The organism is Nesterenkonia halobia, from assembly GCF_039536005.1.
Lineage (GTDB): Bacteria > Actinomycetota > Actinomycetes > Actinomycetales > Micrococcaceae > Nesterenkonia > Nesterenkonia halobia.
In genome coordinates, this window is the sequence record NZ_BAAAYG010000014.1 from 50,802 (window position 1) to 70,573 (window position 19,772).

At 74.1% G+C, this 19,772-nt stretch carries 15 protein-coding genes; 12 read left to right on the forward strand and 3 right to left on the reverse strand.

All coding sequences use genetic code 11. The features are described 5' to 3' along the window. Positions 1–302: 302 nt before the first annotated feature. Positions 303–1,064, forward strand: a complete 762-nt coding sequence (locus ABD652_RS12630; RefSeq protein ID WP_344721923.1) for an MgtC/SapB family protein — start codon at positions 303–305, stop codon at positions 1,062–1,064. A 148-nt stretch (positions 1,065–1,212) separates the two neighbouring features. On the opposite strand, the gene ABD652_RS12635 is transcribed toward ABD652_RS12630, so the two are convergent. Together ABD652_RS12635 and valS are read right to left on the reverse strand one after the other, a co-directional pair. Beyond that, a complete protein-coding gene (locus tag ABD652_RS12635) occupies positions 1,213–2,112 on the reverse strand; it encodes an AraC family transcriptional regulator (protein WP_344721925.1) in 900 nt (299 codons plus the stop codon). Positions 2,113–2,380: 268 nt separating this feature from the next. Continuing rightward, complete coding sequence (gene valS / locus ABD652_RS12640; RefSeq protein WP_344721927.1) at positions 2,381–5,053, reverse strand: valine--tRNA ligase; 2,673 nt, start codon at positions 5,051–5,053, stop codon at positions 2,381–2,383. A gap of 92 nt (positions 5,054–5,145) precedes the next feature. Between valS and ABD652_RS12645 the strand changes: the two genes are divergently transcribed. Continuing rightward, on the forward strand, positions 5,146–5,910 hold the full coding sequence (locus ABD652_RS12645; RefSeq protein WP_344721929.1) for an SDR family oxidoreductase: 765 nt from the start codon (positions 5,146–5,148) through the stop codon (positions 5,908–5,910). A gap of 32 nt (positions 5,911–5,942) precedes the next feature. Here ABD652_RS12645 and ABD652_RS12650 read toward each other — a convergent pair whose 3' ends face one another. After that, positions 5,943–8,900 carry a helix-turn-helix transcriptional regulator gene (locus ABD652_RS12650; RefSeq protein ID WP_344721931.1) on the reverse strand — a complete coding sequence of 986 codons (2,958 nt, stop codon included), beginning with the start codon at positions 8,898–8,900 and terminating at the stop codon, positions 5,943–5,945. Positions 8,901–9,208: 308 nt separating this feature from the next. Between ABD652_RS12650 and ABD652_RS12655 the strand changes: the two genes are divergently transcribed. Genes ABD652_RS12655 through ABD652_RS12700 form a run of 10 tightly spaced genes read left to right on the forward strand, consistent with a single transcriptional unit; the run spans position 9,209 to position 19,754 of the window. Then, positions 9,209–10,615: a sugar transferase gene (locus tag ABD652_RS12655; RefSeq protein ID WP_344721933.1), complete on the forward strand. Its 1,407-nt coding sequence runs from the start codon at positions 9,209–9,211 to the stop codon at positions 10,613–10,615. Continuing rightward, entirely contained in the window at positions 10,615–11,679 is a 1,065-nt protein-coding gene (locus ABD652_RS12660) for a glycosyltransferase (protein WP_344721935.1), read from the forward strand. The genes ABD652_RS12655 and ABD652_RS12660 overlap by 1 nt, the downstream gene beginning before the upstream one ends. Next, complete coding sequence (locus ABD652_RS12665) at positions 11,676–12,767, forward strand: hypothetical protein (protein ID WP_344721937.1); 1,092 nt, start codon at positions 11,676–11,678, stop codon at positions 12,765–12,767. Before ABD652_RS12660 ends, ABD652_RS12665 begins: the two co-directional genes overlap by 4 nt. After that, complete coding sequence (locus ABD652_RS12670) at positions 12,764–13,879, forward strand: glycosyltransferase (protein WP_344721939.1); 1,116 nt, start codon at positions 12,764–12,766, stop codon at positions 13,877–13,879. Before ABD652_RS12665 ends, ABD652_RS12670 begins: the two co-directional genes overlap by 4 nt. After that, positions 13,876–14,481, forward strand: a complete 606-nt coding sequence (locus ABD652_RS12675; RefSeq protein ID WP_344721941.1) for a YveK family protein — start codon at positions 13,876–13,878, stop codon at positions 14,479–14,481. The genes ABD652_RS12670 and ABD652_RS12675 overlap by 4 nt, the downstream gene beginning before the upstream one ends. Continuing rightward, complete coding sequence (locus tag ABD652_RS12680) at positions 14,478–15,665, forward strand: polysaccharide biosynthesis protein (RefSeq protein ID WP_344721943.1); 1,188 nt, start codon at positions 14,478–14,480, stop codon at positions 15,663–15,665. Before ABD652_RS12675 ends, ABD652_RS12680 begins: the two co-directional genes overlap by 4 nt. Next, positions 15,666–16,823 (forward strand): DegT/DnrJ/EryC1/StrS family aminotransferase, encoded by a 1,158-nt coding sequence (locus ABD652_RS12685; protein ID WP_344721945.1) that lies wholly within the window; start codon positions 15,666–15,668, stop codon positions 16,821–16,823. After that, positions 16,820–17,515, forward strand: a complete 696-nt coding sequence (locus ABD652_RS12690; RefSeq protein WP_344721947.1) for a PIG-L deacetylase family protein — start codon at positions 16,820–16,822, stop codon at positions 17,513–17,515. Before ABD652_RS12685 ends, ABD652_RS12690 begins: the two co-directional genes overlap by 4 nt. Next, complete coding sequence (locus ABD652_RS12695) at positions 17,512–18,789, forward strand: lipopolysaccharide biosynthesis protein (RefSeq protein WP_344721949.1); 1,278 nt, start codon at positions 17,512–17,514, stop codon at positions 18,787–18,789. The genes ABD652_RS12690 and ABD652_RS12695 overlap by 4 nt, the downstream gene beginning before the upstream one ends. Then, the gene (locus ABD652_RS12700; protein WP_344721951.1) at positions 18,786–19,754 is read left to right on the forward strand and encodes a glycosyltransferase family 2 protein; all 969 of its coding nucleotides are present in this window, start codon (positions 18,786–18,788) and stop codon (positions 19,752–19,754) included. The genes ABD652_RS12695 and ABD652_RS12700 overlap by 4 nt, the downstream gene beginning before the upstream one ends. The last annotated feature ends 18 nt before the right edge of the window (positions 19,755–19,772 follow it).

The following is a 19,772-nucleotide window of genomic DNA, read 5'->3' on the forward strand; positions in this document are numbered from 1 at the left end:
TCCGGGGACGGACCGCTCCATGACTGCTGTGACGGGCATGCCCGTCCGGTTCTACTGAGGCCCCGCACGAGGACCCGTTCCTCCGGAAGCTCGCCGGTGATGGCCGGGTCGTCGCTGCTGAGCGCCATTCTAGCGCGTGCGCCGCGATCCGGAAGAACCGGCGTCGCCTCCGATGACGCGGCCTCACCGACGATGACTCGGCGGCACGTGTGGGAATACGACGGCTTTCCCACCGTTTCCACGGAGTCATCGCCGGGCTAGCGTGGGGGCATCCGACCCCGACGCGGAGGGAGGAGTCCGGCGTGGAGATCACCTGGATCTCGGACTCGCTGGCCACCGAGGCCACGCTGCTGGTCTTCGCCTTCGTGCTCTCCGGGCTCATCGGCCTGGAGCGCGAGGTCCGGCAGAAGACCGCCGGGGCCCGCACCCACATCCTCGTCGGTCTCGGCTCGGCGCTGTTCACCCTGGTCTCGGCCTACGGCTTCGACCACGTCCTGGGCGACGACGTCGTCCTCGACCCCTCGCGCATCGCCGCGCAGATCGTCACCGGCATCGGCTTCCTCGGCGCCGGGGTGATCTTCGTCCGCCGCACCATCATCTCCGGACTGACCACGGCCGCCTCGATCTGGGTGACCGCCGCCGTCGGGATGGCCTGCGGCGCCGGCATGCCGCTGATCGCCACGCTGGCCGTCGGGCTGCACCTGCTGACGGTGACCGTGCTGCACGTGGCGGTGCGCCGCCTGCCCCATCGCGATCTGACGCGGCTGTGCACCGTCCGCTATCAGGACGGGCGCGGGGTGCTGCGCGACGTGCTGGCCACCGCCTCGGAGCTGGGCTTCGAGGCCTCGCTGACGCGCACCCGGAGGCTGGACGGCGCCGACGGCGCCGGCCGGGAGCACGACGACGGCGGGCGGGACCGCGACGGCGGGGCCTCCCGGGCGGTGGAGGCGACGATGCGCTTCAGCCGCCCGCAGCACACCGGCGGCGACGCGCTCTTCGAACGCCTGGCCGAGCTCGACGGGGTCCTCGAGGTGCGGCAGATCTCCGACGACGAGGAGGAATGAGGACCGGGGCGCTCGCGCTCCCCCGTCACTCCCTCGCACTCGTCGCCCTCCGCGCGCTCATCGTCGGGCTGTGAGATGTCGTCGTCCTATAGCGCCACGACATCTCACAGCCCGACGACAGGCGGGCGGCAGTCGCCGGGCGAGAGGCTCAGGAGCTCCTCGGCTCCACCGACAGCCAGAGCTCGTAGTGCTCGACTCCCCCGGCATCGTCGAGCACCGGCGCGATCAGTTCGGGACCGTCGACCGGCTGGTACGGGTTCGCCGGGAACCACTCGCCGTAGGCCCGGGGCCAGAGCTGCTGGACCTCCTCGACCGACGGCCCGGACGAGGAGAGCACCAGCCACGTCGACGCCGGCACGGCCCGCGTCTCGTGCTCGCCGGCGTCGACCTCCTCGGGCGCACCGTCGACGGCGGCGGCGAACCAGAACTCAATGGACGCGCCGTCCTCGCGGCCTTCGACGAAGTCGGTGCTCACCGACAGCAGCCGAGCCGGCTCACGCGTCGACCGGGCGCTGATGTCGCGGAGGACCTCGAGTCCCAACTCCTGACGGAACTGCTCGATCTCCGGATTCGTCCCCCGGGCGACGATCGCCATCCGGCGACGGCGTCCGACGAGGGTGAAGGCCTCCTGCTCCACGAGGCGATAGGTCATCGGTTCTGCTCCTTCCACTCGGAGGGTGATGCGCAGCGGGGCCTGCGAGCGCAGGTCGGCCCCGGAGGCCCGGGCCTGCGAGGGCGAGAGTCCGTGCACTGCGCGGAACGCACGACTGAAGGCGTCGGCGGAGTCATAGCCGAAGCGGATCGCGATGTCCTGAAGAGCTTCACGACCGGCGACGACGTCGGCGGCCGCGACGGTGAGCCGACGTCGCCGGATGTACTCGGATACCGGCATGCCGGCCAGCACAGTGAACAGACGACGGAAGTGATGCTCGGAGGTCAGCGTCGTGCGCGCCAGGGAACCGACGTCGACGACGCCGTCGCCGCTCCCGGACGCGCCGTCGGCGACCCGCTGCTCGATCTCCTCAATCGCCCGGTTCCACAGCTCCACCGCGATCCACCTTCCCGCGCGGGATCCGTCTCCCCCGCCCTGCGTTCCTACTGACACCTCCATGCTCGTCGCCCAGGCGATCCCCGCGCCCGATGATCGATGCCGGCTGCAGTCGGGTCCGGGCAGGACCTTCCGGCACGACCAGGGCCCCGCCGGCCGCGGGAGCGGATTCCGTGCCGCAGCACGATGGATCCGGCCTCCGACGACGGACGGGGCCCAGTCGGTCAGCCGCCCGGACAGTCCGGACAACGCAGGCGAATGCCGGCGGTCAGGACTCCGCGGGGTCGGCCAGGTGCACGTCCTCGACGCGCAGCCCTTCGGCCTCCTCCTCGACGACCAGCGACAGCTCCGAGGAGCGGGTCGCCGCCCGGATGTCGCCGAGCGCGGCCTCGACGTGGTCCAGCGCGGCCTGCGGGCCGACGATCGTCGCGGCCAGCACCTCGGTGCGCTGCTTGACCTTCGCCTCGGACTTCGCCCGCCGGATGCCGGCGAGCACCTCGGCGACCGCCGGCAGCTGCGCGGCGTCGCCGGCGACCCCGCGCAGCGACTCCTCGACCGGCCAGGAGGCCTCGTGCACCGAGCCCGCGCGCCACCAGCGCCACACCTCGTCGGTGGCGAAGGGCAGCACCGGCGCGAAGAGCCGCAGCACCGTGTCCAGCGTGGTGGCCAGCGCCACGAGCACCGAGTCCTGCACCCGCTCGCCGCGCGAGCCGTAGGCGCGGTCCTTGACCAGCTCGACGTAGTCGTCGGTGAAGCGCCAGAAGAAGGCCTCGACGACCTGCAGCGCCCGGGCGTAGTCGTAGTTCCGGTAGGCCGCCCCGGCCTGCTCGACGACGGCGCGCAGCTCCGCGATCAGCGCCCGGTCCAGCGGCTCGACGAGCCGCTCGGCCGAGGCCGCGTCGGAGACCACATGCGCCTCGGTGGCGCCGAGGTTCAGCGCGAACTTCGAGGCGTTGAGCAGCTTGATCGCCAGCCGCCGGCCGATCTTCATCTGCGCGACCTCGTAGGCGGTGTCGGCGCCGAGCTTGGCCGAGGCGGCCCAGTAGCGCACGGCGTCGGAGCCGAACTGGTCGAGCACGTCGGTGGGGACGATGACGTTGCCCTTCGACTTCGACATCTTCTTCCGGTCCGGATCCAGGATCCAGCCGGAGATCGCCGCGTCGGACCACGGCAGCGAGTCATGCAGCGCGTCGGAGCGGACCACTGTGGAGAACAGCCAGGTGCGGATGATGTCGTGGCCCTGCGGACGCAGGTCGTAGGGGAACACCGCGGCGAAGAAGCTCTCGTCGCGGCCCCAGCGTCCGGCGATCTGCGGCGTCAGGGACGACGTCGCCCAGGTGTCGAGCACGTCCGGGTCGCCGGTGAAGCCGCCGGGCACGTCGCGCGCCGACTCCTCGAAGCCCGGGGCCGCCTCCGCGGCGGGATCCACCGGCAGCTGCTCCTCCTCGGGCAGGATCGGCTCCGAGTAGTCGGGCTCGCCGTCGGCGTCGAGCCGGTACCAGACCGGGATCGGCACCCCGAAGAACCGCTGGCGGGAGACCAGCCAGTCGCCGTTGAGGCCCTCGACCCAGTTCTCGTAGCGCGAGCGCATGAAGCCCGGGTGCCAGTCCAGCTCGCGGCCGCGGGCCAGCAGCGCCTCGCGCCGGTCGCCGTCGCGGCCGCCGTTGCGGATGTACCACTGCCGGGAGGTGACGACCTCCAGCGGCTTGTCGCCCTTCTCGTAGAAGTGCACCGCGTGGGTGATCGGCTCGGGCTCGCCGTCGAGCAGATCCTCGGCGCGCAGCATCTCCACCACGGCCTCCTTGGCCGAGTGGACGGTCTTGCCGGCGAGCTGCTCGTAGTTCGCCCGGCCGGCCTCGGAGGTGATCCACTCCGGGACGTCCCGGCTGACACGCCCCTCGCGGCCGATGACCGTGCGGGTGGGCAGGTTCAGCTCCCGCCACCAGGTCACGTCGGTCATGTCGCCGAAGGTGCAGATCATCGCGAGGCCGGAGCCCTTCTCGGGGTCGGCCAGGTGGTGCGAGCGCACCTCGACCTCGACGTCGAAGAGCGGCGAGACGGCGGTGGAGCCGATCAGGTGCTGGTACCGCTCGTCGTCGGGATGGGCCACCAGCGCCACGCAGGAGGGCAGCAGCTCCGGGCGGGTGGTCTCGATGAAGACCTTCTCCCCGGTCTCGGCGACGGTGAAGGCGTAGCGGTGGTAGGCGCCGGGCCGCTCCTTGGCCTCGAGCTCGGCCTGGGCGACGGCGGTGCGGAAGGTGATGTCCCACAGCGTCGGCGCCTCGGCGGTGTAGGCGTTCCCGCCGCGGACGTCGCGCAGGAAGGCCCGCTGCGAGGTCGCCCGGGAGTCGTCGTCGATGGTGCGGTAGGTCTGCCGCCAGTCGACCGAGAGGCCCAGCCGGGTGAACAGGTCCTCGAAGACCTTCTCGTCCTGGACGGCGAGCTCCTCGCAGAGCTCGATGAAGTTCCGCCGGGAGATGACGTCCCAGTCGCGCTGGTTCTTCGCCGGCGTCGCCGGCGGGGTGTAGTCCGGGTCGTAGGCGATCGAGGGGTCGCAGCGCACGCCGTAGTAGTTCTGCACGCGGCGCTCGGTGGGCAGGCCGTTGTCGTCCCAGCCCAGCGGGTAGAAGACGTTCTTGCCGTTCATCCGCTGGAAGCGGGCCAGCACGTCGGTCTGGGTGTAGGAGAACATGTGGCCGACGTGCAGCGAGCCCGACGCCGTCGGCGGCGGGGTGTCGATGGAGTACACGGCCGAACGCTCGGTGTCCTCCTCGAAGCGGTGCAGCTGCTCGGCCTCCCACAGGGCGGGGAGCTTCTCCTCCAGGCCCTCCAGCGCCGGCTTGTCCGGCACCTGCGGCGCGCGCGGCGCGGCGGTCGGGGCGTTCTCTGCGTCGATGGTCGCGGAGCCGGGCGTGTCTGTGCCCAAGTTCTGTTCAGCCATGCCGCCCATTCTTCCACGACGGCGACGTCATCTTCGCGCCGAGTCGCCGGACCCCGTGGTGGTCGGCCGCACGGCTCACTAGTCTGGTGCCCATGATCCAGTCCCCGCACGAGTCCCGCAGCGCCCTGGTCACCGGCGCCTCCTCCGGCATCGGCGCCGCCACCGCCCACCGCCTCACCACCGACGGCTGGCGGGTCTTCGCCGTCGCCCGCCGCGCGGAGAAGCTCGAGCTGCTCGCCGAGCAGGAGGGCATCATCCCGCTGGTCTGCGACGTCTCCGACGCCGAGCAGGTCGCCCAGGTGCAGCGCCGGGTCGCCGAGGAGGGCGGCATCGACACGCTCATCAACGTCGCCGGCGGCGCGCTCGGCGTCGACTCGGTCGCCGACGGGCGCGTCGAGGACTGGGAGTGGATGTACCGGACCAATGTCCTCGGCACCCTGCAGATGACCCGGGCCTTCCTGCCGATGCTCCGCGAGCACGGCGAGGGCACCGTGCTGAACCTGACCTCGACGGCGGCGCAGGCGGCCTACGAGGGCGGAGGCGGCTACAACGCCGCGAAGTCCGGCCAGCAGGCGCTGACCGGCGCGCTGCGCCTGGAGGAGGCCGAGCACAACGTCCGCGTGGTCGAGGTGCTGCCCGGCCTGGTGCACACCGAGGAGTTCACCGCGAAGCGCCTGCGCGGCGACGCCGCGGCCGCCGAGGCGGTCTACCGGGGCGTGGAGAAGCCGCTGACCGCCGACGACGTCGCCGAAGTCATCGCCCACGCGGTCAATCTGCCCCACCACGTCAACCTGGACCAGATCGTCGTCCGCCCGGTCGCCCAGGCGGCCCAGCACAAGGTCATCCGCAGGGACTGACCGCGGCGGCGGGGCGTTCGGCGGCCGGACGTTCAGCAGCGGCCGGGACCGCCGGACTCAGCGGCGGCCGTGCGGATGAGCCGGCGCAGCTCGATGCGCGAGGGCAGCTGCAGCTTCCGCAGGGCGTTCCGGACGTGATACTCGACAGTGCGCACCGAGACGACGAGCGCCTCGGCGATCTCCCGGTTGCTGAGTCCGTCGCTCACCAGATGCGCGATCTGCTCCTCCCGCCGGGTCAGGCACTCGAGGGCCGGCACGACCCCGGCCTGCGCCGTCCTGCCGTTCTCCTCGGCGCCGGTCCGGGCGGGACGGTCACGCGGCGAGGACTCCGCGGCGCCGAGCCCGCGGGCCTGCTCGGCCAGCCGTGCCAGTCCGGACTGGGCGAGCACATGGGCGGCCTGCGAGGCGAGCAGCCGGCCGCGTCCCGCCGCGGCCGGCGAGGCGCCCGGATCGGCGAGGATCTGCGCGGCCGCATCCAGCGCCGCGACGGATCGGTACAGGCGCAGACCCCCGCCGGGCATCCCGGCCAGGGAGGGACGGAGCGCCGGCACCGCGTCGAAATGGTCGACGGCGTCGAGCAGCCGCCGGACCGCGTCCTCGGAGTCGTCGCGCGAGACGGCGAGCAGTCCGCGCACGTAGGAGGTCAGCGCCGAACGGACCACGTCCGCGCAGTGGAGCGTCGGGTCCTCGAGACGCTCGATGAGCGCGGGCAGGTCGCCGGTCCGCCCCGTCGCGGCCAGCGCTCGTGCCAGGAGCATCGCCGGCGGCGGTCCGACGATCCGCCAGCCGACGGCGTTCTCGTCGATCTCCATCAGGTGGTGCGCCGCCGCGGCGTCGTCGCCCGCACGCACCGCGAGCCAGGCCCGCACCAGGCGGGCCGTCGAATCCACTCCGGGTCCGCCGGAGAGGTCGGCCGGGGCCTCCTCGACGCGGCGGAGGAACCGCGCGGCACGGTCGCCGTCGTCGCGCATCCCGGTGGTCAGCGCGGCGACGGCGCAGGCGTAGAGCGTGCCGGCGTCCTCGGACGTCAGCAGCGTGCCGCCGAACGCATGCATCATCTGGTCGTGCGCCTCGTCCAGGAGCCCGGCCTCGAAATGCAGGAGCGCGAGGTACATCCGCGAGTGCGTGGTGAACTGGGGGTGCGATGCCGCCGAGATCGAGGCCTGCAGCTGCTGGTGGGCCTCACGGGGCCGCCCCTGGTGATGCAGCAGAGATCCCACGATCGTCCTGATGCCGAGCTCGGCGACGTCGGCGCCCGGGACCCCGGCCAGCTCGTCGGCCACGGCGCGCACGTCCGCGGCGATCGCGGGCATCCCCGGCCAGTCGCCGGAGGCGAACATCGCCCAGCAGCGGAGCATGCCGCGCAGACTGACCATCTCGGTCCGCGCGCCGACGACGCGGGGATCCGCCGTCTCGGCGGGCAGCGCGTCGACGAGCTCGGCGAGCCGGTCGACGAGCGTGTCGAAGATGTGCTGCCCGTGGCCGAACCGGCCGAGGGCGGCGGCGAGGCGTCCGGTGCGCGAGGCGGCATGGGCGAGCAGCACGGTCCCCTCCGACGACTCCGCCGACTCCCCCGACCCTGGCGTCGGCCGCCGACGGATCCCGGCGTCGAGGTGACCGAGGCTCTGCTCCACCGTATGCGACTCGGCGGCGAGCAGCGCGTGCACCGCCGCGCGCACCTGGGGGTCGGCGGCGGCGAGGACGTCCTCGGGGATCCGGTGCAGCAGCTCCGGGCGCTGGGCGTGGACGGCGGCGCGGACGGCGAGCGGGACCAGATCGTGCCGCGGAGCGAGGGAGAGTGCGGCGGCGAAGAGCTCGAAGGCCTCCGGGAAGGCTCCGCGGTCGAGGGCGGCGGCACCTTCTGCGGCGAACTCGTCGACGAGGCCCTCCGCATCCTCCGCCTCCGGGAAGGCCTCCAGCACGGCGAGTCGGTGCCGGAGCCGCTCCTGCCGCGTGCCCTGCTCGGCCAGCGCGGCGTGCCAGGCGGAGGACCGCCGCCACGAGGCAGTGGCTCGGACTGAGCGGGACACCATGGCGTGCACCGAGGTCACCCGCGTCTCGTCCACCATCCTGACCAGCCCGGTCCGCAGCAGCGCCGACTGGCTGAACGGAGCCAGCCCTTCGGCGGCGAGCCGGCCGTCGACGAATGCGAGGGACAGCGGCCGCTCCGCGAAGCTCAGCAGCTCCAGCGCCGCCCGGGCGGAGGGATCGGAGGCCTCGACGATCTGCGCGACCGCCCGGTCGAATCGCCCCGCCCGCTGCGAGGCGACGCAGCCCAGCCCGCTGATCGCCTGGTCGAGGTCCCGCTCGCCGGGCGCGGCGGTGTCCAGCTGGTCGAGGACGATGGCGACGTGCAGCGGGGAGCCGCCGGTCGCGCGGTGGACCCGCCGCGCGAACTCCCTCGGGACCGGGACGCCGAGCCGGGTGGTCGCGAGGCGCCCGATGTCCTGCGGATCGAGGGGCGGCAGCGTGAGATGCGCCCCGTGCATCCCCGTGGTGGAGATGTTCTTGACCCGCTCGAAGAACGACGAGCAGCCGGTGCGGGCGGTGACGATGAAGAAGGCCCGCGCGGCCTGATAGATCTCGGCGATCTGCAGCATGGCGTCGGCCGTGGCGTCGTCGATCCACTGCACGTCCTCGATCACCAGACACGTGGCGATCGACTCGCTGTTGAAGGCCTCCACCAGTCGCGGCAGCGGGTCGGAGGAGGTCACCGGAGCATCGATCGTGGTCACGATGCGTTCGGCCACGACGCCCGGATGCTCCGCGTCGCCGGGCAGGCAGGAGACCACCAGCACCCGCCATCCGCCGCGGGCGCGGAGCTCGGCGGCGATGTGCGAGGCGAGGGTGGACTTGCCGATGCCGGGCGGGCCGTCGACGGTGAGCGCCTGGGCGCGGTAGCCCAGCACGCGGGAGGCGAGCTCGCGGGCGCCGGCGAGGGCGGCGCTCCGGCCGACGAGGAGCGGGCCGGCGGCGGCTGCAGTGGACATGGTGGACCGTTTCACAAAGGAGCCGGCCTCGCGGACCGCGTCGCCCGGCGGCGCCGAGCTCAGCAGAGAGCTCGACGGCGGGTCCCTCCGGCGGGCACGGGGTCGACCAGATCTCCCCGTGGTGCATACGGGGCTGTCTGTGGATGGTACGTGAATGCCCACGCGTTCGCCACCAGGTTCCGTCCCGGACCGGTGCGCTCGCCTCCCCCGCGGCCTACTGTGACGAATGGATCGACCCGATCCCGCGTCACCGACCCGCTGCCCCGCGCGACGACACATCGCCCGCCCGGCACCTCTCTGGAGGCCCCGTGTCCACGCTCAGCCCGCCCCTCAGCCCGCCCCTCGCACCGCCCTCGTCCTCGACGCCGGCCGCCGTCGCACCCTCCGCCGTCGCACCCTCCGCCTCCCGGCCCCGGCACCTCCCCGCCGCCCGACGACGGCGTGCGCTGCCGGCGCTGATCGCCCTCGTCCTCACCGGCGGCGTCGCCGGCGGCGTCCTGGTCGCGGCCGGCGGCGATCCGCTGTTCCTCGGCCTCGGAGCCGGGTGGTTCCTGCTCGCGCTGGTCGCCGGCGGCTTCGACGCCCACCGCGGCGCCCGCCGTCCCGCCGCGGCGCTGCTGGCCACGATGGTCCTGGCCGGCGCCGCGCTGGCCGCATTGTCGGCGCTGCAGGGCGAGGCGGTGCGCGGCGAGCTGCTGGGGACGGTCGTGGCGCTGACCGCAGTGCACGCCGCCGTCGGCCCGCTGGTGCGCCGTCTGCTGGACCGCGTCGCGCCGGTGCGGTCGATCGTGGTCTGTCCTGCCGCGGAGGTCCCCCGGCATCGGCACAGCCGCTGGCATCGCGTCCGCGGGTTCTCCGCGGAGTCCTTCCTCGACTCCGACGTGGTCGTCGCCGCCGTGCGGCACGACGTCGCCCGGCACGGCGCCGACCGCGTCGAGCTGCGTCCGGGCCTGCCCGACAGCACCGTCGAGGCGCTGTCCTGGGCGCTGCGCCGCGACGGCGTCGAGCTGCTGCTCCACCAGCCCACCGGACGGGTGCGCGGCTCGCGCACGGGGCTGCTGATGACCTCCGCCGGCCCGGGGCTGCTGCTGGCGCCCCCGCGCCCCGGCATGGTGGCCAGAGCCGCCAAACGGGTCTTCGACCTGGTCGGCGCCGCGACGCTGCTGGTGCTGCTGGCCCCGCTGCTGCTCGCCGTCGCCGTCGCCGTCCGCCGCCAGGACGGCGGCCCGGCGCTCTTCCGCCAGGAGCGCATCGGGCTGGACGGCGTCCCCTTCCGCATCTACAAGGTCCGGACGATGGTGCAGGACGCCGACGCCCAGCTGCCGGCGCTGCTGCGCGCGCAGGACACCGACGATCGACCGCTGTTCAAAGTGGGCGCGGATCCGCGGGTGACCCGGCTGGGCGCCTTCCTGCGGCGCAGCTCGATCGACGAGCTGCCGCAGCTGCTGAACGTGCTCGACGGCACGATGAGCCTCGTCGGCCCGCGCCCGCAGCGCGCCGCGGAGGTCGATCTCTACGCCGGCCACGCCGCCCACCGGCTCGGCGTCCGGCCGGGCATGACGGGCCTGTGGCAGGTCTCCGGGCGGTCCCGGCTCAGCTGGGAGCAGGCGTGCGAGCTGGACGTCTACTACGCGCACAACTGGTCGCCGGTGCTCGACGCGGCGATCCTGCTGCGCACCGTCCGGGCCGTGCTGGCCGGCGACGGGGCGATGTGATGCGCATCCTGCACCTGATCCACAGCACGCACGTCGGAGGAGTCGAGGCCGCCGCGGCGCATCTGCGCGAGCAGCTGACCGGCCGCGGCCGCGTCCAGTACCGCATCGCGGCCTTCGCCGCCGCGGACCCCGGACGCGCCGCCCTGCGCGCCGACATCGTCGCCGCCGGGCTGAACTCGCCGCTGTCGGTGCTGCAGATCCTGCGGCTGCTGCGCCGCGAGACGCCCGACATGCTGGTCACCTCGCTGTGGCGCAGCGTGGCCGTGGGCGCGCTGGCCCGGCTGCTCGGCGGGCGGACCCCCTGGGCGATCTGGGTGCACAACTCGCACTTCACCCATCCGCTCGACGCCCTCGTCCACCGCTGGGCGCTGCCGCGGGCCGACCTGGTGCTGTGCGACTCGATCGCCGCCCGCGAGCGCCTCGTCGTGCCCGTCCTCAGCCGCACGCGGACACGGACGCGCGCCAGCGTCGCCCTCGTCCGCCCCGACGCCGCCCCGCTGCCGACCCGCACTGCGGAGGCGCCGGCTCCGCTCGCGCCGCTGCGTCTGGTGACGTGGGGGCGGATCGCCGCCCAGAAGCGCCTGGACCAGGCCCTGGAGATCCTGGCGCAGCTGCGCGCGCAGTCGTCGACCGGAGCCCATCTCACCGTCGTCGGCCCCGACGGCGGGGCGCTGGCGCCGCTGCTGGCGGAGATCGCCCGGCTGGATCTGGCCGAGGCGGTCACCCTCGCCGGACCCGCCCGCCGTCCCGAGCTCGCCCGCGCGGCGGCCGACGCCGACGTCTTCATCCAGACCTCCGCCTACGAGGGCTACGCCATGGCCGCGCACGAGGCGCTCGCGGCGGGCATGATCTGCCTGATCACCCCCGTCGGCGACCTGGGCGCCGACACCTGCGACGGCCGCGACGCGCTGCACCACGACGGCGACGCCGCGCGCTCCGCGGCGCGCCTGCTCGCGCTCGCCCGCGACCCGGAGGCGTGGGCGGAGATGTCCCGGCGGGCCCGCGCCGTGCGCACCACCTCGATGTCCGAGGACTTCGTCGCCGCCTGCGAGGTGCTGGCATGAGGGCGCTGCGCGATGCCGGGATCGACAATCAGATGGCGGTGCTCCTCGCCGCGGTCAGCACGCTGCTGGCCTCGCTGAGCATCCGCTCGCTCCTGCCGGAGCAGTTCCTCCGCGACGACGCGCTGATGCAGCAGACCATCCAGTACGGCTCGCTCATCGCCCCGCCCGACTCGTTCGAGCTCGTCGGGCAGGTGTACGAGGTCCTCGGTCTCGACGCCGCCCCGCCGCTGGCCGCGCTGGTCGGCGTCTCGCTCTACGTCGGCGCGCTGCTGGCGGCCGTCGGATGGGGACGCGTCGCCCGGCTCTCCGCCCCGGCGCTGGCGCTGACCCTGGCGTTCTTCGTGCCTCCGCTGGTCTATCTCGCCCAGTACTCGAAGGAGCTCGTCACCGTGGGCCTGACCCTGCTGGTGCTCACCCTCCCCGACGGTCGGGGCCGGTCCGGCCGGGCGGCCGGAGAACTCGCCGTCGTCGGCGCCGCGCTCGCCTACGGGGCCCTGCTGCGCCCGTACTGGCTGATCGTCGCCGCGGTCTACATCGCCTGGCGGATCCTGCTGCCGCGCACGGCGCATCCGGCGATGCTGCTTCTCGTGCCGGCGCTCGTCTACACCGCGCTGCAGCCGGTGTTCCGCCGGCAGCTGGGACACGGCCTGCAGGGGCAGCGCGACTGGGCGAACGCCGAGCGCGCCGACGACCAGGTCAACACGCTGATCCAGAGCGTCTCCCCGGACGCAGAGGGGGCGGCCGGCGTGTTCGCGGCGCTGGCCATGCTCGGCCTGATGGTGCTGCCGGTGCCGCTGCTGGCCTCCGGCGAGGCCTTCCAGCTGGCCAGCGGCGCCGCGATCGCGGGGATCTGGGCGCTGGTGCTGGTGCCCGTCCTCTCCGCGCGCCTGCTCGACGCCGGCACGGCAGGGGCGGTGCGTGCCGCTCCTGCCGGCCGGACCGTCCGCGCCGTCCGGGCCGCCTCGCTGCTGCTGGCGTTCCTCACCGTCCAGGCGCTGTTCGAACCCGACTACGGCTCCGCCCTGAAGCACCTCACCCCGCTGCTGCCGCTGGTCCTCGCCGTGCATCTGCATCGGAGGCGGTCATGACCCGGGCGATCCTGCACATCACCGACGCCGCCTCCTCCGGAGTGCTCGCCTCCGTGACCACGCTGGCCCGCGCGCAGAGCGCGACCCCGGACCTCGACGTCACCCTCGCCTACGTGGCGCGCCGGGACTCTCCCCCGCCGGAGCAGATCCGGCGGATGGCCGGCCCGGACGTGGCCGTGGTGCCCTGGGCCCGCCGCCCGCGGCTGGCCCTGCCGGCGCTGCTGCTGCGCACGACGGCCGCGCTCGCCGCGACGCGTCCGGTGCTGGTGCATCTGCACTCCTCGCGCACCGGGATGGTCGGCCGCCTCGTCGCCCTGCTCACCGGGCAGCGAGCCCGGACGGTGTACAGCCCGCACTGCTTCGCCTTCGACCGCAGCGACACCTCCGCGCCGCGCCGCCGCGCGCTCGTCGCGCTGGAACGCCTCGGCGGCCTGATGGGCCCGCGCCTGCTGCTGGTCTCCGAGACCGAGGAGCAGCTGGCCCGACAGGTCCTTCCCGGGGTGCGGACCGCGGTGCTCCGCAACCGGGTCGACGCCGCCGCGCTCGCCGCCCGTCCCCGGCCGGATCCGGACACCTCCGCGACCGACCTCCTCGTCGTCCACGTCGGCCGGATCGCCGCCCAGAAGCGCCCCGCGGAGTTCGCCGCCGTCGCCCGCCGCTGGCGCGCCGCACACGCCGCGGCGACGTTCCGCTGGCTGGGCGACGGCGAGCGGGCGCTGCTCGACCCGTCGGTGGAGATCAGCGGCTGGCTTGACCGCGAGGCCCTGCTCGCCGCCCTCGGCCGGGCCGACGTGCTGCTGTTCACCACCGCCGGCGAGGGGCTCCCGATCGCAGTGCTCGAGGCGCAGGCGCTCGGCGTCCCCGTCGTCGCCCATGACGTCACCGGCATGTCCGACGTCGTCGACGACGGCGTCACCGGACTGCTCCGGCAGGGCGCCGACGGTCTGCTGCAGGCCCTCGAGGAGCTGGCCGCCGACCCCGACCGCCGCCGCGCCCTGGGCGAGGAAGCTCAGGCGCGGGTGCGACGACGCTTCGGCCTGGACGGGCTCGCGGAGGACTCCTTCGCCGCCTGCCGCAGGATCGGCATCCCCCTCGGAGAGGAGACCCCATGACATCGGAGGGATTCTGGCAGGTCGTGCGCTTCCGCTGGACGTGGCTCGTCGCCGGTCTGGTCATCGGGCTCGCCGTCGCCGGCCTCGCGCTCGCGCTGCTGCCCAGGACCTACAGCTCGGAGGCCTCGATCCTCGTCGAGGCCGAGATGCCCGACGGCGACGCCTCCGGGTTCAGCGCGACGACCTACATCAGCGAGCAGCTGCCCACCTACGTCGACCTGGGCCGGGCCGACTCCGTGCACCAGGACATCCGCGAGCGCCTCGGCCGGGACCTCGGCCGCGAGGAGATCGGCGCCCGCGTCGCCTACGCGGCGGCGGCGGGCTCGGCCGTGCTGACGGTGACCGGAGTCGGCGATCCCCCGGAAGACGCCCGAAGCCTCTCCGACGCCGCGGCGACGGCGATCGCCACTGCGATCGAGGACACCTCGACGGGCTCCGTCGACGTCTCGACCACGATCGTCCAGCGCGCGACCCTGCCCTCCGCTCCCGAGGACCCCGACCCGCTGGTCCTGCTGCCCGCCGGCATGCTCGTCGGCCTCGCGGCCCCGCTGCTCGTCGCCCTCGCCCTCGCACCCCGCCATCAGAGAGGAATCTCGTCATGATCCGCAGACTGCTCGGCCGCAGAGACGGCCGCGATCGACTCGTCCCCCGGGTCCCGGACGGCGCGGCCGTCGAGCCCCGGCTCATCCCCGCCCCGCTCGACATGCAGGACCTCACCCGCCGGCTCGTCGCGCTCAGCGGGCACTCCCCGCAGGCCCCCGACCTCGGCGCGGCCGGCGAGCTGGTCGCCGGACGACGCGTGCTGGTCACCGGCGCCGGCGGATCCATCGGCGCGGAGCTGGTCCGGCAGCTGCGCGGCCTCGGCCCCGCCCAGCTGGTGCTGCTGGACCGGGACGAGTCCGCCCTCCACGAGCTGCTGATGTCCGTCGACGGCGCGGCGCTGCTCGACACCCCGGAGACGGTCCTCGCCGACATCCGCGACCCCCGTTCGCTGGACGCGGCCTTCGCCGAGCACCGGCCCGAGATGGTCTTCCACGCCGCCGCGCTGAAGCACCTGCCGCTGCTGCAGCGCTTCCCCCGCGAGGCCTGGATGACCAACGTGCACGGCACCCGCCACGTCCTCGACGCGGCCTACCGGCACGGGACCCGGCGGTTCGTGAACATCTCCACCGACAAGGCCGCCAGCCCGTCGAGCGTGCTGGGACGGTCGAAGCGGGTCGCCGAGGCGCTGACCGCCCACGTCGCCGAGCACACGGGCCTGCCCTTCGTCTCGGTGCGGTTCGGCAACGTCCTGGGTTCGCGGGGCTCGGTGGTGCCGGCCTTCGTCGAGCAGGTGCGCCGCGGCGGCCCGCTGACGATCACCCATCCGGAGGTCTCGCGCTTCGTGATGACGATCCCGCAGGCCTGCGCCCTGGTCCTCTCGGCCACGACGGTCGGCGGTCCCGGCGAGACCCTGGTGCTGGACATGGGCGAACCGGTCAGGATCGTGGACCTCGCCGGCGCGATCACCGAGCTCTCCGGCGTCGAGTGCCCGATCATCTACACCGGGCTGCGCCCCGGCGAGAAGCTCCACGAGGAGCTCTTCTCCGAGCACGAGCAGCTCGACCGCACGGAGCAGGACGGCATCAGCCGCATCCGCTGCACGCCGATCGATCCGGCCGCGCTGCCGGGGATCGACGCGTGGTCGCCGCATGTGCGCGAGATGATGGTCCCCTCCGTCCGCGACCCGCTCGCCGTCGCCCGGGCGACGAGCGACGAGCAGGCGCGACCGCTGGTGGTGAGCTGAATGACGATGCGCATCCCGCTGTCCGTGCCCTCCGTCGGCCCCGCCGAGCGGCTGGCGGTCTCCGACGCCGTCGACGGCGGGTGGATCGCGCCGGCCGGCCCGGAGCTGCGGCGGTTCGAGGCCGACCTCGCCGCACGCACCGGCCGCGCCCGCGCCGTCGCCGTCTCCTCGGGCACGGCGGCGCTGCACCTGCAGCTGCTGGCCGCCGGCATCGGCCCCGGCGACCGGGTGCTCTGTCCGACGCTCACCTATGTCGCCACGCTCAACGCCGTCTCGTATCTGGGCGCGACGCCGGTGCTCGTCGACTGCGACGAGGGCGGCACCATGGCTCCGGACCTCGTCGAGGCCGCCTTCGCGGCGCCGGAGCGCGTCGGCGGACCGATCGCCGCCGTGCTGCCCGTCGACCTCTACGGCAAGGTCGCCGACCACGACCGGCTGGGCGCCCTCGCCTCCCGGCACGGAGCGACGCTGCTGGTCGACGCCGCCGAGTCGCTCGGGTCGCGGGCGGACGGCCGGCCCGCCGGCTCGCAGGGCCGGGCGGCGGCGCTGTCGTTCAACGGCAACAAGATCGTCACCGCCTCCGCGGGCGGAGCCGTGGTCACCGACGACGAGGAGCTCGCCGAGCGCGTGCTCTTCCTGGCCACCCAGGCCCGCGAGGACGCCGCGCACTACCTGCATCGCGAGCACGGCTACAACTACCGGCTCTCCAACATCCTGGCCGCCCTGGGCCGTGCGCAGCTGGGCCGGCTCGACGAGTTCCTCGCCGCCCGCCGGGCCCACCGCGAGCGGTACCGCGCCCTGTGCGCGCGCCTGCCCGGGGTGCGGATCCTCAGCGGCGAGGACGACGCCGGGGACAACTGCTGGCTGACCGTGCTCGTCCTCGACGTCGACCCCGCGGAGCTCGCCGAGGCGCTGGGCGCCCAGGGCATCGAGACCCGGCGCCTGTTCACCCCGCTGCACCGGCAGCCGCTGTGCGCCGACGTCCGGCGGGTCCCGCGGCTCGTCGACGGGACCGCCGAGCGGCTCTTCGACGCCGCCCTGGCCGTGCCCAGCTCCCCGGCGTCCTCGCCGGAGGACGTCGAGGAGGTCTGCGCGCGGATCGAGGCCTTCGTCACCGGATGCCGGACGCGGATCCGGGACGGAGCTCTGGGCGCATGACCCGGCCTCGCGCCCTCGTGATCGCCCCGCACCCCGACGACGAGGTGCTCGGCGCCGGCGGCACCATCGCGCGTCTCGCCGCCGAGGGATGGACCGTGGTCGTCGCGACCGTCTGCGCCGACCGGCCCCCGACGTATCCGGCCGGCGTCGCCGAGCAGGTCGAGGAGGAGGCCCGGGCGGCGCACGCGCTGCTGGGCGTCGCCGACTCGCTCTTCCTCGGTCTGCCCTCCGTCGAGGTCTCCCGAGGGTCGGTCGCCGCGCTGAACGGTCCGCTGCAGGACGTCGTCGACGAGCTGCGGCCGCGGCTCGCCCTGGTGCCGTTCCCGGATCGTCATGTCGATCATCGCGCCGTGTTCGACGCCTCGATGGTGGTGACGCGCCCGATCGGCGCGGGCGCCGCGCTGCGCACCGTCGCGATGTACGAGACGGTCTCGGAGACCTTCTGGAACGCCCCGGGGGCCGAACCGGTGTTCACCCCGTCCTGGCACGTCGACATCACCGAGACTCTGCCCACGAAGCTGGCGGCGTTCCGCTGCTTCGGCAGCCAGCTGCAGGACGACCCCGCTCCCCGCTCGCTGCACGCGCTGGAGTCCCTCGCCGGCTTCCGCGGCAGCCAGGTGGGCGCGACGGCGGCCGAGTCCTTCCACCTGGTGCGCGCGCTCAGCCCGGCGGGCTCGGTGATGGAGCGATGACCGGGACCGACTCGCCGCGCCGCGTCGGCCGGGACGCGCTGATCATCGCCCTCGGATACATCACCAGCTTCGTCTACCCGCTGGTCGCGCTGCCGTATCTCGCCCGGGTGCTGGGCGTCCCCGAGCTCGGCGCGGTGATGGTGCTGCTGGCCGTGCTGCAGGTCGTCGTCCACGTCACCGACTTCGGGTTCAGCATCAGCTCGCTGCGTCGCGCCGGCCTGGCGCGCTCCGTGCCGGAGCGGTCGCTGGTGCTGGCGGAGACGAGCTGGGCGAAGACCCTGGTCTGGGCGGTCTGCGCCGTCCCGGCGGTCGTGACCGTGCTGCTCGTCCCGATGCTGCAGGCCCACCTGGGGGCGATGCTGCTCGGCCTGGGCCTGGTGCTCGTCGGCGCCTGGTATCCGGGCTGGATGCTGCAGGCGACCGGACGCATGCTGGCGTTCGCGCTGGTGATGACGCTGTCCCGGCTCCTCGCCCTGGTCGGGCTGCTGCTGACAGTTCGGGATCCCACGCATCTGGACCGCGCCGTGGCCTGGCAGCTCGCTCCCCAGGCGCTGGCCGCCGTCGCGGCCTGGGTGCTGATCGTGCACGTCTGGCGGGACGGACGGCTCGTCCGCGTCACCCGGGCCGGGGTCTCGACGGCGCTGCGGGACTCGGCGCCGCTGTTCGTCTCGCATGCGTCGGTGGTCGTCGCCGGCGCGGCGAGCTCGCTCTCGCTCGGCGCGCTCGCCTCCCCCTCCCAGGCGGCCTTCCACGGCGCGGCCGAACGGTTCGGCAACGCGGTGCGCGGGGTGATGCGCGGCGTGGTCGACGCCATGCTCCCGCGCATGGCCTCCGGACCCGCCGCGACGACGCGCCGCTTCGTCTCGTTCGGCGTGCTGGGAAGCTACGGCCTCGCCGGCGGCACCCTGGTGCTCGGCTCCGCCTGGGTGATCCCCTGGTACCTGGGCGAGGACATGTCCGCGGCGATCTGGCCGACCCGACTGGTCGGCATCGCGATCCTGCTCGCCGGCATCACCGCCGTGCTGACCCTCCACGCCAATGCCGAGCACCGCTACGGGACCGTCGCCCGGATCTCCGGCGTCGGGGCCGTCTGCGCCGTCGTGCTCTGCGTCCCGGGCGCGCTGTGGGCCGGAGCCGTCGGCGTCGGGCTCGCGCTCGTCGCCGCCGAGACGCTGCAGGCCGCGCTGTTCCTGCTCGACCGGCGCCGTCGACTGCGGCCGGCGCGCACGGCGTCCGTGACCTGCCCGCCCCATGATCAGGAGGTCAGCGCATGACCCCGCCCGCCGTCACCGTCGTCGTGCCCTGCTGGGAGGCCGGCGCGACGCTGCCGGCCACCCTCGACTCGCTGCGGGCCCAGACGTTCGCCGACCTCGAGATCCTCGTCGTCGACGACGGGTCGATGCGCGACCCGGTCCGGGACGTTCCGGCCGACCCGCGCATCGTGGTCGACCGCCTGCCGGTCAACGGAGGATACGCGGCGGTCACCAACCACGCCCTGCGGCGCGCCCGCGGCCGATGGGTCACCTTCGTCGACGCCGACGACGTCGTCTCCCCCGGCTATGTCGGGACGATGCTCGCGGCCGGCCGCCGGCACGACGCCGACCTGGTCCTCGCGCCGCTGATGGCCGTGCGCGGGGGCCGGGAGATCGGCACCCTCCCGTTCGCCGTCGACGGCGCGGTGATCGACGCCCGGGAGGCGTGCCGCCGGGGCGTGCGCGGGCGGCTGGTCCTCTCCCAGCACGCGCTGTTCCGCCGGCCCATGCCCGAGGCGGTGGAGGGCCTGACCTTCAACGACTTCATCCTGGTCCTGGACCACCTGGCCCGCAGCCGTCGTGTGGCCCTCGTGCACGAGCCGCTCTATCGCTACGCCGTCCACGAGGGGTCGGCGACCGGATCGCTGCGTGCCAGCGTCTGGGAGCTCCGTGACCTGCCGACCCACGCGACGGCGGCGATCGAGGCGCTGTTCGGACCGGACCGGGCGCCTGAGGTGCACGCTGAGCTGGAGCAGTACGTCATCACGCAGATGCTCCACAAAGCATCCCGCGACGGAGGGGACTCGCGGCTGAGCCGCGACGTGCACGCCTGGTGCCGCCGCCGGATCGGCCCGCGCGGGATCTGGCGAGCGCTCCGCCGACGGGACGTCACGACGGCGGGGTCGTGGCTGCTGGCGCTGTGCGGCCGGTCGACGCACGTCCTCGCCTACCGGGCCTACGACCGACGCAAGAGCGCCGACCGGTGACGACCGCTCTGCTGGGCC

Excerpts from the sequence above, each read along its gene's own strand:
- ABD652_RS12685 (WP_344721945.1), top strand. The coding sequence starts at position 15,666 with ATGACGATGCGCATCCCGCTGTCCGTGCCCTCCGTCGGCCCCGCCGAG.
- ABD652_RS12700 (WP_344721951.1), top strand. The coding sequence starts at position 18,786 with ATGACCCCGCCCGCCGTCACCGTCGTCGTGCCCTGCTGGGAGGCCGGC.
- valS (WP_344721927.1), bottom strand. The coding sequence starts at position 5,053 with ATGGCTGAACAGAACTTGGGCACAGACACGCCCGGCTCCGCGACCATC.
- ABD652_RS12645 (WP_344721929.1), top strand. The coding sequence starts at position 5,146 with ATGATCCAGTCCCCGCACGAGTCCCGCAGCGCCCTGGTCACCGGCGCC.
- ABD652_RS12660 (WP_344721935.1), top strand. The coding sequence starts at position 10,615 with ATGCGCATCCTGCACCTGATCCACAGCACGCACGTCGGAGGAGTCGAG.
- ABD652_RS12675 (WP_344721941.1), top strand. The coding sequence starts at position 13,876 with ATGACATCGGAGGGATTCTGGCAGGTCGTGCGCTTCCGCTGGACGTGG.
- ABD652_RS12690 (WP_344721947.1), top strand. The coding sequence starts at position 16,820 with ATGACCCGGCCTCGCGCCCTCGTGATCGCCCCGCACCCCGACGACGAG.
- ABD652_RS12670 (WP_344721939.1), top strand. The coding sequence starts at position 12,764 with ATGACCCGGGCGATCCTGCACATCACCGACGCCGCCTCCTCCGGAGTG.
- ABD652_RS12650 (WP_344721931.1), bottom strand. The coding sequence starts at position 8,900 with ATGTCCACTGCAGCCGCCGCCGGCCCGCTCCTCGTCGGCCGGAGCGCC.
- ABD652_RS12695 (WP_344721949.1), top strand. The coding sequence starts at position 17,512 with ATGACCGGGACCGACTCGCCGCGCCGCGTCGGCCGGGACGCGCTGATC.
- ABD652_RS12665 (WP_344721937.1), top strand. The coding sequence starts at position 11,676 with ATGAGGGCGCTGCGCGATGCCGGGATCGACAATCAGATGGCGGTGCTC.
- ABD652_RS12680 (WP_344721943.1), top strand. The coding sequence starts at position 14,478 with ATGATCCGCAGACTGCTCGGCCGCAGAGACGGCCGCGATCGACTCGTC.